This window comes from Sporosarcina sp. Y838 (assembly GCF_056786515.1).
The window spans coordinates 197,591-211,597 of sequence record NZ_JBXCJD010000006.1; the positions used below are offsets into that span (position 1 = coordinate 197,591).

The following is a 14,007-nucleotide window of genomic DNA, read 5'->3' on the forward strand; positions in this document are numbered from 1 at the left end:
CTGAAAACGAGTTCGTTCAGCACAGAGCCTCGATGGTGTTATTCATTGTAAATTCCTGTAGGGTGGATTTCAGCCACGTCCGCCCCTCTCTAGTCAGTCAATTATACAAATACTTTCCATGTCTTCGGTAAAATTATTCTTAGTAGTATCATGTGATTTAAATTGTGAATTAAACATCATCTTAAAGTTTCTGCACCATATAGTCAACCTTTTTCGTTTAATTGTAGTTTTTTCGAGTGTAAACTTCTACAATAGAATATAGGGAGGATGATAATTTGTCTAAAGCAAGCAAATGTTTGATAGCATTCATACTTTTATTCAGCGTATTTCAAGACATTCCAACGACTTATGCCGAAACTGAATCTGTAGTAGTCGATGCAAAATCGCTTCACATCCGCTCAGGGCCCGGACTTACATATTCTGTGACGGGTTCATTGAACAAGGGTGAGCCAGTTTATGTTTTATCCACATCGGGAGATTGGTATGAAATTCAACATGGCACAAGTACAGGGTGGATAGCTTCTTGGCTGACAGTCTCAGCAAATCAATCTAGCGGGACAAGTACTGTAGTCGTTTCACGTGTCGACCAGTTAAATATGAGGTCTAGTCCATCCATTGGGTCTGCAGTACTAGAACGTCTTGCTGCAGGAGATGAAGCGATTATGACTGGTAGCGATGGCGAGTGGGCTTCTATTACATTTAACGGAATTAGCGGTTGGGTACATACGGACTACATTACAGAAGTGATTGACCAAACGACAACAGCTGCACCTGTAGAACAGACTTCATCACCTGAATTGTTTACCGTTTCGGTTGGTGCGCTCAATGTAAGAAAGAATGCGGATCTATCTTCTAAACGTGTTGGCCTTATTCATGAAGGTGAGTCATTTGCAATTAAAGAGGTCAATGGAAATTGGGTACGAATTTTACTTAAAGATGATCAACAAGGCTGGGTGTATTCATTCCACGGTACATTATCTTCTAATGCCAAACAAATATCCGATGAGAATGACTTAGGAAAAGTGACCATTCTTTCTAATGGGACCAATATCCGTCAAGATGCGACGACATCATCACAAATTGCCACACGAGCAGATGCAGGAGAAAAGTTTTCAATTCGAAAAGTAGAGGGAGACTGGTATGAGATTTCTCTACCGACTGGAGAATCTGCTTTTGTAGCAAAATGGGTTGTTTCAACAGACGTTGAATCATCCTCAATAGAACCCGTAATGAAAGAAACGAAGGCACGTGTTCCAGGTACGTTAAAGGGTGTAACGATTGTCATTGATCCAGGCCATGGCGGTAACGACCGGGGGACTACAGGTACACGTGGGACAGACGAAAAGGATATTACAATACTCACGTCCGATCTCCTTGCAGCCAAGTTAAAAGCGGCTGGCGCGAAAGTTGTAACCACACGTGAGACGGACACATATGTATCATTACGAAAACGTGTCGCCGTGAGCAGTCAGTATAATGCAGACGCTTTTATTAGTCTGCATTATGACGCGAATCCCGACCCCAGTATTGCAGGTTTCACAACGTACTACACACATTCACATCAGCAAGCACTTGCTCACGCGGTCAATGAAGGACTTGCCTCTTCAGTAAACCTGCGAGACCGGGGATCACAACCAGGAGATTTCCTAGTTCTCCGTGAAAATAGGCAAAATGCTATTTTGATAGAACTTGGTTTTCTATCAAATTCAGCAGAGGAACGGACAGTTACGAGTGATATGTTCCGTGAACAGGCAACGCACGGAATCTACAAAGGACTACTGGACTACTTTAATGGAAATTAAGTAAAAAACGGTAATAGCCGGTACACTGATGAAAAACCTGCATGGTAAAATGCAACATGTTATAAATGTATTAGAATACTAAACATAGAAAAAGGACTTTCCTCAACCAGGAAAGTCCTTTTTCTATGTTATTTCGAATCAATAATAAGCGTTACTGGACCATTGTTAACAAGTTCGACATCCATCATTTCTCCAAATACACCTGTCTGAACGACTAGACCCTCTTCTGCTATTTTGCGATTAAAGTATTCCCATAGCGGTTTTGCCTGGTCCGGTCTTGCTGCATCAGTAAAACTTGGACGGCGTCCTTTTTTCACATTCGCAAACAAAGTAAATTGGGATATCGATAGAATATCTCCGCCCACTTCAAGTATAGAATGATTCATCTTACCTTCGCCGTCTTCCCATAAACGCAGTTCTGCGATTTTCTTCGCCAGATAATCGGCGTCCTGTTCAGTGTCCGAATGGGTTACGCCTACTAGGAGGACATAACCCTTTTCGATTGAACCCGTCGTCTCACCGTTGACACGGACAGTGGCTGGACCCGATCTCTGCAGCGTGATTCTCATGTATTACACCTTCCAATCAATTAATGACACGTTGCACGGAATAGATATCACGAATTTGTTTGATCCGATCTACGATTCTTTGCAAATGTGTGATATCAGTAATTTTAATCGTCATATGAATTCGAGCGATCTTGTCACGGTCTGCTTTGCCACTCACAGCTACCATGGGTGTTTTCGTATCAGCAACAACCATCATGACCTCATTTAACAGACCTTGCCGATCAAATGCCGACACTTCGATATCAACCAAAAACTCTTTCCTTGTGTTAGAAGGTCCAACTGCCCATTCAACATCGATAATTCGGTCATTATCATTATCATCAACAATGATATTTGGGCAGTCACCACGGTGAACAGAAACGCCTCGGCCTTTTGTGATAAAGCCTACAATTCCATCGCCCGGTACTGGGTTACAACACTTTGAAAGCCTGATCAGCAAATTATCTATGCCTTTAACAATAACACCTGACTCAGTCATTTTTTCAGGTTGTGGTGTTTTCATATCTGAAACGATTTTATCTATTGTGTCTTGTTGTTCTCGTACTTTTCGTAATTTTTCTGCTAGCCGATTGACAACTTGCTGAGCAGTAATACCGTTGAATCCCACGGCCCCATACATGTCCTCTTCAGAAGTAAAACTAAATTTCTCAATTGTACGTTTTATATTTTCTATCGAAAGCACTTCTTTTAAATCGTACTCTTGCGATTTAATTTCCTTTTCAATCATTTCCCGACCTTTTAGGATATTTTCTTCCCGAAGTTGTTTTTTGAAAAACTGTCGTATTTTATTTTTCGCTTGAGAGGTATTTGCGATTTTTAACCAATCACGACTTGGTCCAAATGATTGTTTCGAAGTTAAAATCTCGATGATATCACCCGTAAACAATTCAGCATCCAGAGGCACCATTTTGCCGTTAACTTTCGCACCAATTGTCCGATTCCCAATTTCAGAATGGACGCGATAAGCAAAATCAATCGGGACTGACCCTGCAGGTAGTTCTATTACATCCCCATCAGGCGTAAATACATAAACCATATCCGAGAACAAATCGAATTTTAACGACTCCATGAATTCCTCGGCGTTAGAAGATTCGTTTTGAAATTCAAGTATTTCTCTAAACCAAGTCAATTTCGAATCAATATCACTTGGATGATCAGTCAGCGATTTTCCTTCTTTATATGCCCAGTGAGCAGCGACACCGAATTCGGCAATTTTATGCATCTCTTCGGTCCGGATTTGTACTTCGAGCGGGTCACCTGCAGGACCTACAACAGTCGTATGCAGTGACTGATATAAATTTTGCTTAGGCATCGCAATGTAGTCTTTGAACCTCCCAGGCATGGGTTTCCATAGCGTATGGATAATACCAAGCACAGCGTAACAATCTTTAATACTTGAAACTAGAATTCTCACTGCCAACAGATCATAAATTTCGTTAAATTCTTTCTTCTGAACGACCATCTTCCGGTAGATGGAATAGAGATGCTTGGGACGGCCCGATAAATCTGCATCAATTTCCATTTCTCCGATTTCCAACTTAACCTGTTCCATTACGTTTGCTAAATAGTTTTCTCGTTCTACGCGTTTGCGTTTCATCATATTGACGATTCGATAATATTGTTGTGGATTTAAGTAGCGCAATGCTGTATCTTCCAATTCCCACTTAATGGCTGAGATTCCAAGGCGATGCGCAAGTGGTGCAAATATTTCCAAAGTTTCAGCCGCAACCCGACGCTGCTTTTCTTCAGGTACATGTTTCAGTGTTCTCATATTATGAAGACGGTCCGCCAACTTAATGAGAATGACACGAATATCTTGTGCCATCGCTACAAACATCTTCCGGTGGTTTTCCGCTTGTTTTTCTTCTTTAGATTTATATTGTAATTTTTCAAGTTTCGTTACACCGTCGACAAGCATTGCTACTTCTTCGCCAAAATCACGAATAATATCTTCCCTGCTTACATTTGTATCTTCTACAACATCATGAAGAAATCCGGCTGCAACTGTCGAAGGGTCCATTTGCAATTCGGCAAGAATACCCGCAACTTGAACAGGATGAATAATATACGCTTCACCTGAACTCCTATGCTGGCCCTCGTGCGAAGTCTTTGCTGCCTCATATGCCTTTTTGACGAACGAAACGTGTTCTTCATTCATATAGGAGGCGACGAGGGAGAATATTTCTTCCGCCGTCATGTCACGATTTTTCGCCATATTATTACCCCTTCCGACCTTATCCGCAAAAATGATAGTATTCCTATTGTATGTATAAACCTATGCATATGTAAAGGGTTGTGATATAAAGATATAAAAAAATCCCCCGCCAGTCGTGCGGAGGAATGTTTTTAATAGGTGATCAAAGAACGCATACTGTAACCTTGTAACCTTTCACGGCCGTCTAGATAAGATAACTCTATGATAAAGGCACAACCTGCAACGACTCCTCCAAGCTTTTCAACAAGTTCAACAGTTGCACCAACTGTGCCGCCTGTTGCAAGAAGATCGTCAACTATCAATACACGTTGGCCAGGTTTTATGGCGTCTTTATGTATCGTTAAGGTGTCTTTTCCATATTCGAGATCATATTCGACTTCAATCGTTTCCCTAGGCAACTTTCCAGGTTTACGAACTGGCGCAAAGCCTACTTCTAATGCATAAGCCACTGGACAACCGATGATGAATCCCCGTGCTTCAGGACCGACAATAATGTCTGTTTCGACTTCTTTCGCAAATTTGACGATTTCATCCGTTGCGAATTTATAAGCCTGACCATTATCCATGATTGTTGAAATATCCTTAAAGCTAATTCCCTTTTTAGGATAGTCCGGTACAATCGTTACATATTCTTTCAAATCCATTATTGTTCCTCCCTGTCGACAGTTCCATTTCGCACAGTATCGAACCATTTTTTCAATTCCGAATAAGGCGCGAACAGCAGTCTTTTTTCTAGCTCAATCTGACGCTCACGCTCTTTGTAAGATGGCGCATCGGTCAAATCCCGTTTGCCAACCGTCTCCATGACGGAAGCAAGACCATCCTCAATCTTAACAAATCCTAGCTCAGAAAACACCTTTGACATAAAATAAACCGAATCTTTTTTCCACGCTTTGTGTTTTGTAAGCTGTTCACCATTATTTACGATATCGAATTTCTCGCGTTTTTTCAAAAAACTGTAATACCACCCAAATTGCTCACGGCTTGGTAAACCATCAAAATACCTAGATTCAGGCGCGTGAAAATGTGCATAGATTCGATCCGGATTGACCGAAACAATAAGGTTTTCTAGCTGAATTGCTTCGTCTGGAATATCAAGTAATACCAGATTCTCTGCCTTTTCAATCGTTTCATGCCCGAGGAGAGTAATTGGTATCCCTTTCATGGACGACTGAAAATGAATCACTGTTTGTTTATGGAATGCAGCAAAAAATGTATCCTTGAGAGGAATAGTAGGAAGCCACCTAGCCGCTTCGCGCACGCCGCGCAAGTCGAATAATTGCCATTCATCAGATTTGATATCCCCGATTAATAGTTGTGGCTTTTTATTCCCATTCCATTCATTCACCTGTAAATCACCTGTAACCGATAGTTTAACGCCTGGCGTCAGCTGATCGGCAATATGACCGAGCCCAAATCCGATGGCATCCAGTGAAAGATTACTTTCGGCCAATTCAAGTTTCATATGGTTTTTTGCCGCTCCGATTTTCCTTACCGTTTTGGCAGTTAAATCTTCAAGCATATAGACAGGTTTTTCAAATCCCATGCCAAATGGACGAAGCAGTTCCAAGGATTCTAGAACACTAACATCGATTTCACTTAGCGAAAGCGGTACATCGATTCGCACTCCTGGAATAAGCATTTCTCCTGTTAGCACAAGCTCAGCTTGCTTGTTGAGATTTTCGCGTAGCGTATCAACATCTTTGCTAGCTAAAGACATGCCGGCCGCCATTTGATGACCTCCAAAATGAGGAAGAAGGTGGGCATTTTTCGAGAGCTCTACAAACATGTCAAACCCCGCGATACTTCTCGCAGATCCTTTCGCAATTCCTGAATCCGTGTCAAGAGACAAGACGATAGAAGGGCGATAATACTTTTCCGTCAAGCGTGAAGCTACAATCCCGACAACACCTGAATTCCATCCTTCTCCGCAAATGACGAATACGTGCGGCATTGTCTCGCCGTACATCTTCACAATCATTTCCTCTGCTTCAACAGCTATTTCTGAAACAATCGCTTGTCGTTCTTTGTTGAGCGAATCGAGTTCATTTGCTAATGCTGAAGCGACTGCAGCATCTTCTGTTTTCAATAGGTCCACTGCTGGAGAAGCATCTCCTAGACGCCCTGCTGCATTCAGGCGGGGTCCAATCATAAATCCAATTGACTCCTCTGAAAGTGATGCTTGTTCAGTGCCTGCAACTCGTGTGAGCGCCTGGATTGCGGGACGCTTTGACACACGCATTTGTCTGATACCCTCTTTAACAAAATACCTGTTTTCTCCGTGAAGCGGAACCAAGTCTGCAACTGTACCAATTGCGACTAGTTCAATTAAATCCTGTGGTACTTCTCCGAGTAAAGCACATGCCAATTTAAACGCTACTCCAACACCTGCAAGTTCGCCAAACGGGTATGCGCCATCGGGATGCCGTGGATGAATGATTACATCTGCTGCAGGCATCACCTCACCTATTTCGTGGTGATCCGTAATAATAATGTCTATGCCTAGCGATTTTGCATAGGCAATCTCTTCCACTCCAGAAATCCCGTTATCAACCGTAATAATTAGAGAAGCTCCTATTTCATAAAGCTCGAGGAATAAATCTTTATTTGGCCCGTAACCATGTTCAAAGCGATCAGGTATTGCAAAGAACACATCTGCCTTCAGCCGCTCCAATGCAGTTGTTAAAACAGTAACACTTGTCACACCATCGGCGTCATAATCCCCGTACACTGCTATTTTTTTGTTTGCAGCAATAGCTGTTTTTATCAGCGAGACTGCTTTGTCCATATCGTGAAATAAGAAAGGATCGTGCATACTGGATGCATCCATATGTAAAAAGGCTTTCGCTTCTTCTGAATTTCCTAATCCTCGTGAAGCTAATATTTTTGCCTGGACAGAAGATAAACCAAGATCATTCATCAACGAAGTTACCTGTTGTTCGTCCGGCCGTTCCACTTTCCACCTTTTCATTGATTCAATCAAAATCTCTCACATCCTCAGTTTCATTATAGCGGATGCGCTTCTACTCTAAAAGAAAAGACTATTTTAAACAGAAAGAAGAGCATCTATCGAGGTAAGGATACCAGGATGATGCTCCAATTCCAGATTTTTTAGTCCATTCTACATTTCCTTGCTGGATGGCAGTGCAGTATACTTTTGCAGTTCTGCTATTTCGTTCTGTTGTGTTGCAATCGTTAATTCTTTCAAAGTCATTTCTTTCTGAAGGACTTTAATGCGTCGAGTTGATTGAAACGAGAGAAACATCGCGAATAGTCCGCTGACCGCAGCACCTAGGAGAGCTGAGCAGAGAATGACAAGGACGAGTGGCCATTGTGCGACTCCAAAAACATAATTAACCGGAACTGCATCTACGTTGAAAACAGCAAAAACAGCAATAATAATGGCAAATAAAAGACCTAGAAGCAAGTTCCATTGAAACTTCATAGGACAGTTCTCCTTTCATGAAAAAATATCAATTACGCCTCGGCGTAATTGCGTCCAGATTTTGAATCGAGCTTGCTCGATTGACTCCTTTCAAAATCTGTGACATCCGCCGGAGGCTTTATCTTTTTTCAGCAGGCGTTTGGACACCCGCTGAACAGGAAAATAAAACCGCGTTCATCTCCTACCTCTGGAGGTGAGAATCTTCTGCTGAATAAAGATAAAAACAGGGTATACAGTTGAGTGTATACCCTGTTCCATGATTATCTGAAACTTTACATTGTATTATTTATACGACAGGTTCGTCTGAGCCCCATTTTTTCTTTGTATCCTCAACTTTAATGGCGCCTTTTTTTCTCATTTCACGCTTTTTCAGGTCAAACCAGATTTGAGCGGAGATGAAAATCGACGAATAAGTTCCTGCAAACAATCCAATCAGAAGTGCGATTGAGAAAGTCCGAATCGATTCTGCACCGAATAGCATAAGTGCTACTACAACAAAGACGACTGTGAGTACCGTATTAACAGAACGTCCAAGCGTCTGGCGCAATGATCTGTTTACGATATCCGCAAGTTCTGCTACATCATCGATGCGTCCGCGGTGGTTGATATTTTCTCGGATTCTGTCAAATGTCACAATCGTGTCATTGATGGAGTATCCGACAATGGTCAACACTGCGGCGATGAAGGTGATGTCGACTTCTAGGCGCAGAATACTGATCACAGCTACCATGAAGAAAACATCATGGAAAAGACCGATTATGGTCGCGACCCCCATACGCCATTCGAAACGAAATGCAACGTAAATGACGATACCAAGCATAGCAATAAGCAACGATGTTATTGCATTTTTCACGAGTTCCTTACCGACTGTGTCTGAAACCGTCGAGATATTCGGTTCAGAACCAAATTCGGCGGCAAGATCCACTTTTAGCTTGTTGACTTCTTCTTGATTAAACTCATCTTTGTAACGCATAACACCCATATTTCCTGTATCACCGGAAATGACGATATCATCTGTTGGGTGTCCGATTTCATCCAAATACGAAGATATTTCTTCAGTCTTCAAGGGGTGGTCAGCAAGTACTTCAACGCGCGTCCCACTTGAGAAATCAATTCCAAGATTCAACTTGAAGATACCTAGCACAACTGCACCGCTAATTAACAATACGGCAGAAATAGCATAAAACTTTTTACGTGTTTGGACAAAATCGAATCGGTCAAATTTCGTCGTAAGATCCAATGTTTCAATTTGTTCTTCAGGTGCATGAACCTTATTTTTCGAAATACCGAACAATGCTGTTTTGCCATCAAATACGCCACTATTGACTAATAGCCCTAAGAATATGCGTGATCCCCATACTGCTGTTAAGAAGCTGGTTAGTATACTGATGATAAGGATTAGCGCGAAACCTTTTACAGAGCTCGTCCCGAGATAGAACAGGACTAATGCTGCAATAATGGTCGTAATATTTGCATCAAGAATGGCTGAGAATGATGATTTTGCACCCGCCATGAACGAGGTCTTGATGGATTTCCCAACACGCAATTCCTCACGTATTCTTTCATACATTAAGATATTTGCATCTACGGCCATTCCGACCCCGAGCATAAGTGCCGCAATTCCCGGCAAAGTCAGTACACCATTAATAAGTGTGAAGACAAGCAATATGATGAAAATATAAATCGTTAATGTAATAACTGCCACTAAACCAGGCAAACGGTAATAAACAAGCATGAAAATAAAGATAAGTGAGATACCAATAATTCCAGCAAAAATCGTCTTGTTGAGTGCCTGTTCACCGAACTGTGCACCGACCGAAGTAGAATATACCTCTTCAAGATGTACAGGCAATGCTCCTGCGTTTAAAATTCCCGCAAGGTTTTTCGTTTCTTCCACGGTGAATGATCCAGATATTTCAACGTCTGAAGAATTAATTGGACTCTGTACATAAGGTGCAGATACGAATTTCGGCTTCTCTTTTGTGACTTCCTCTTTAAAAGAATCTTCGCCTTCTACGAAATCTAGCCAAATTACCATTACGTTTTCCGGCTTTTTCTGTGCAATCTTCGTCGTGACTTCACCGAACTTAATCGGTGATTTCATTTCAAGTGTAACAACTGGATTGTTGGTTTCCCCAAAATTCGCTTTGGCTTTTCCTTCCTTCAAGTCGTTACCGTCAAGAAGAAGATTGTCATCCGCATCCCTGAAAGTTAGATTCGCCTGCGTTGACAGGAGTTCCCGTGCAGATTCCTGATCTTCAACCCCTGCAAGCTGAACGCGAATACGATTATTCGATTCAATTTGAATACTTGGTTCACTAACTCCGAGTACGTCTATCCTGTTCGAAAGCGCATTCGCAGTATCTTTAACCATTTCTTCAGTTATTGGCTTCCCATCTTCCTTCAATGGTTCAACTTGATAAAGAACTTCAAAACCACCCTGTAAATCAAGGCCCAATTTTACATCTTTCACTATCGGACTAGTAGTCGTTCCAATCGTCAAGCCAAAAAAGACGACTAATAATAGAAAGGCTACAATCCGTCCTCTTCTTTTCATAATCCCATTTCCCCCTCTAAGTATGGAGTGCAGCTGTACTCATTCTACCTATGTACATACTCCGAGAATAGCTACAGCGCCTATGCAACAACTAGGCGCTGTAGACTAACCAATTAAATATATAATATATCTATTATGAAACACGGCCAATCATGTGTCAAATGGTCGAATAGTAGTATTATAACTTCTTTTTCGATTTGTGTGGTGTAAGAAGTATTTGTAGTTCGTCACTGTTCAAACCTGAAAACCAGTTTGAACCGCGTTGTTCTTCGATCTGAGTATACGTCATAAACTCAGCAGGTGAGATTTTTAGGATCCCATTCGCAATTTCATGCAATCCCATTTTCTCTATATCATTCTTACGCCATTTTTTTTTGACACAAAACGTCCAAATATCCGCATCAGTTACTGTCGTGTACCCATACAGATGAAACTCAGTCTTTTTACTTTCTATTGCAGGTAGCATGTGATCAAATAGTTGTCTGAATTGTATAGTCACTTTCCCCATTCCTCTCCTGGGCAGTCGTAAGGATGTATAATTCCGCATACGTTTGTGTATGATATACCGTTTTAACGATTTTTTGAATGCCTTCTTTAGGGGTTTTATCTTCTATATTCTAACTCATTGTACCTATATATACACGCGTTTTCGTTAGTAAGTTAGATTTAAAAAATAAAATAAAAACACCGTCCTGTTTTGAACGATGTTTTTACATGAATTCTCTTTTAGAAAACGATAATTATTGACTATTGTCTTCCTGTTGCTCTGTAGGTTCTTCAGATGGGTCCGGCTCATCTTCATCCACACCGTTGCAGCCGAACAAAAGCCCTGCTGATAAAATAACTGACATTAGTGCAAAACTTTGTTTTTGCTTCATCTTAATCCCTCCAATCTGTATCTACTTTTGTTACTATTTCCTGCTTCTAGAAAAGTATTCATACAACGTCAAAAATCTTTTTTCGTTCTATTAATATTTCAATCGGTTCACATTGCAACGAGTCAATGAAAATATGTCCTTCAGTTTACGCATATAAGTAGGTTACCGACAGGGATGGTAGCTTGCTGAATCTTTAATCTAATATGTATATTATTTTACAGCATAAAAACATTGATATGACAGTATTTAATGGATGGATTTCTACATATGTTTGAGGTATACGAAATGACTGGAATTAAGAAGGAGTTGCTTACATTGTCTTCATTCATCCGTGGAACTGTCGTTCTGATGGTTGCCGTATTTCTAACTAAGCTTTTAGGATTTGTTTTCCGGATCCAATTTATGCGGATTGCCGGTGAAGAGGCCGTGGGTGTTTACATGACAGCTTACCCCGCTTTCATCTTCTTTCTATCGCTCGTCCAGTTAGGTGTGCCGATTGCTATAGCAAAAGTAATTGCTGAGCTTGAAGCGAAAGGGCAATCCATAAAAATCGCTTCCGTAATGAAAACCGCTTCCCTCATCACAATTTTGACGGGGACTGTTTTCATTCCAGCTTCCATCTTATTTGTACCTTATCTATCGGAGACACTTCTCGGTAATTCTGCTTCTTCAATGACATTATATGTTGGAATTGCCATTGTTCCCATTGCGGCAATTGGCGGCTTAATCCGCGGCTATTTCCAAGGAATCGCACGGATTGAGGAAACAGCCTGGTCGCAAATTATCGAACAATTATGCCGTATCGTCCTAATTACAGGACTATTGCCGCAGCTGCTTTCATCTGATAATACGGCGATGAATGCTGCCTATGCAATGGGAATTACGTTATTAGCGGAAGTCCTTTCTGTCTTGTATTTACTGTTTAAATACAGACAACAACAAAAACGGGGTCCAAAACAGACTGGGAAAGTAAAACGCTATCCAATGGAACCCCTTCTAGCCATTGCCCTGCCTTCTTCTGGCAGCCGGTTATTTGGGACGTTTACTTGGTTTCTTGAGCCTATTATTTTTCTTCGTGCTCTTTCTTTTTCAGGAGTTACCGTCATAGCCGCAACTTCACTATATGGAATAGTATCGGGCGTTCTTGTTCCGTTACTCCTTTTCCCCGCCTTCATCCCGTATGCATTATCAGTCGTCCTGGTACCTGCTGTCAGCGGAGCTGTTGCATCGGGCAATACGAGCAAGTTGAAAGAACGGATTCATCTGTCACTCCGCTTATCCGCATTGACAGGTACTGTTGCAGCCGCAGTTTTTTTCATACATGGAGAGGAGATGGCCGTAAAGCTGTTCCATGTTACCCAAGGGGCATCCTATATGGCTCTTCTAGCTCCAGTTTTTTTCTTTTATTATATTCAAGGCCCTCTTTACTCCATTTTACAAGCAACAGGGGATGCCAAAGCAGGAATGATGAACTCCGTATACGGTGGCATTGCGAAATTGGCAGTCATGTTCATTCTTGCATCCCAGCCAGGGTTACAGGTAACAGGAGCTGTCCTTGCCATAGGATTCGGTGTACTAATCACTTCATTTCTACATATCGCGACGCTACGTAAAAACAAATCAACTGCTACCGGTTTCACTATGTTTGCCTTGCCTTATGCTTCATTCATCATGACTTGCATTATGCGGCCAATCTTTATTCCGATTGGGGATTTTGGTTTAATAACGGAATGTGCAATCACAACCCTCTTTTTACTTGTAATTCTAATTTTAACGGGTCAAGTTAAGAAGAGTGATTTATTCTTATTCAAGAGACTTTTGAAAAGTTATTGATACTCGACTTTTAGTTGAAACTTCAGTTGTTCATTTTCGTATGAACAGTAAAAGATTTTATCAACATCATTCACACCGAGCTGCTTAAGTCCCTCTAAAAGCCATGCATCTGTTTTTCCGATGAGCTCTAAATGTCTAGTCTGAATTACACCATCAGAAATAAGGGAAAGCACTGGTTGGATATCGTCATGTATAAAAACAGACAGATTCCCTGAAGGCTCTAAATAAGCAAACGAGACCTCGTGAACGGAACCAATTTGCTGCTCGCGAAGTTGCTGAAACAAATCATCAAGATTGTAACGTTGTTTCCTCATTTCCTGTTCCAATATTTGCCCATGTCTAATAATAAGTGTCGGCTCACCATCAACAATGTCTCTGAATCTCTTACTTTTCAATGAAAAGTAAGAAGAAACAAGTTGGATAATTAAAAGAATAATCATTGGGAGAACGGAGTGACTCAGTTTTGCATCGGGGGATTCTAGAGCAACTGCTGCAACTTCAGCCATAATTATGAAGACAACTACGTCGATAACGCCTAACTCGCCGACTTCCCTTTTTCCCATGATACGCAAGATGATCAAAATGAGTATATAAAGGAACACCGTTCGAAAAACGATGGTCAGAAATTCAGACATAAAGATCCTCCCTTTTTAAGACAGCTTGCCCTTTATGCTTGTACAAATATACATGAAAACTATGTAAAAAGAA

The 14,007-nt window shown here is 41.3% G+C and carries 11 protein-coding genes and 1 other annotated feature (1 of these 12 running past the window's edge); of the genes, 2 read left to right on the forward strand and 9 right to left on the reverse strand.

The window, feature by feature from the left end:
• Positions 1–134, reverse strand: a binding site (T-box leader); it reaches 101 nt to the left of the window's first position.
• Between the two features lie 141 nt (positions 135–275).
• Positions 276–1,802 carry an N-acetylmuramoyl-L-alanine amidase family protein gene (locus AC1TO4_RS10790; RefSeq protein ID WP_482105313.1) on the forward strand — a complete coding sequence of 509 codons (1,527 nt, stop codon included), beginning with the start codon at positions 276–278 and terminating at the stop codon, positions 1,800–1,802.
• 128 nt (positions 1,803–1,930) lie between these two features.
• On the opposite strand, the gene dtd is transcribed toward AC1TO4_RS10790, so the two are convergent.
• The 8 genes from dtd to AC1TO4_RS10830 form a co-directional block, all read right to left on the reverse strand.
• Positions 1,931–2,371: a D-aminoacyl-tRNA deacylase gene (gene dtd / locus AC1TO4_RS10795; protein ID WP_482100824.1), complete on the reverse strand. Its 441-nt coding sequence runs from the start codon at positions 2,369–2,371 to the stop codon at positions 1,931–1,933.
• Between the two features lie 16 nt (positions 2,372–2,387).
• Positions 2,388–4,586 carry a RelA/SpoT family protein gene (locus AC1TO4_RS10800; RefSeq protein ID WP_482100825.1) on the reverse strand — a complete coding sequence of 733 codons (2,199 nt, stop codon included), beginning with the start codon at positions 4,584–4,586 and terminating at the stop codon, positions 2,388–2,390.
• A gap of 131 nt (positions 4,587–4,717) precedes the next feature.
• Positions 4,718–5,230, reverse strand: coding sequence for an adenine phosphoribosyltransferase (locus AC1TO4_RS10805; protein ID WP_482105314.1), 513 nt, complete (start codon positions 5,228–5,230; stop codon positions 4,718–4,720).
• Positions 5,230–7,569 carry a single-stranded-DNA-specific exonuclease RecJ gene (gene recJ, locus AC1TO4_RS10810; protein ID WP_482105315.1) on the reverse strand — a complete coding sequence of 780 codons (2,340 nt, stop codon included), beginning with the start codon at positions 7,567–7,569 and terminating at the stop codon, positions 5,230–5,232. The genes AC1TO4_RS10805 and recJ overlap by 1 nt, the downstream gene beginning before the upstream one ends.
• Before the next feature lie 138 nt (positions 7,570–7,707).
• The gene (locus tag AC1TO4_RS10815) at positions 7,708–8,031 is read right to left on the reverse strand and encodes a LapA family protein (RefSeq protein WP_482105316.1); all 324 of its coding nucleotides are present in this window, start codon (positions 8,029–8,031) and stop codon (positions 7,708–7,710) included.
• A 286-nt stretch (positions 8,032–8,317) separates the two neighbouring features.
• Positions 8,318–10,588: a protein translocase subunit SecDF gene (secDF, locus tag AC1TO4_RS10820; RefSeq protein WP_482105317.1), complete on the reverse strand. Its 2,271-nt coding sequence runs from the start codon at positions 10,586–10,588 to the stop codon at positions 8,318–8,320.
• Positions 10,589–10,766: 178 nt separating this feature from the next.
• On the reverse strand, positions 10,767–11,087 hold the full coding sequence (locus tag AC1TO4_RS10825; RefSeq protein WP_482105318.1) for a post-transcriptional regulator: 321 nt from the start codon (positions 11,085–11,087) through the stop codon (positions 10,767–10,769).
• Positions 11,088–11,328: 241 nt separating this feature from the next.
• Positions 11,329–11,466, reverse strand: a complete 138-nt coding sequence (locus AC1TO4_RS10830; RefSeq protein ID WP_482105319.1) for a hypothetical protein — start codon at positions 11,464–11,466, stop codon at positions 11,329–11,331.
• Between the two features lie 285 nt (positions 11,467–11,751).
• Here AC1TO4_RS10830 and AC1TO4_RS10835 point away from each other — a divergent pair, with 285 nt between their 5' ends.
• Positions 11,752–13,299, forward strand: coding sequence for a putative polysaccharide biosynthesis protein (locus tag AC1TO4_RS10835; RefSeq protein ID WP_482105320.1), 1,548 nt, complete (start codon positions 11,752–11,754; stop codon positions 13,297–13,299).
• Here AC1TO4_RS10835 and AC1TO4_RS10840 read toward each other — a convergent pair.
• Positions 13,293–13,934: a DUF421 domain-containing protein gene (locus tag AC1TO4_RS10840; RefSeq protein WP_482105321.1), complete on the reverse strand. Its 642-nt coding sequence runs from the start codon at positions 13,932–13,934 to the stop codon at positions 13,293–13,295. The genes AC1TO4_RS10835 and AC1TO4_RS10840 overlap by 7 nt on opposite strands.
• Between the last annotated feature and the right edge of the window lie 73 nt (positions 13,935–14,007).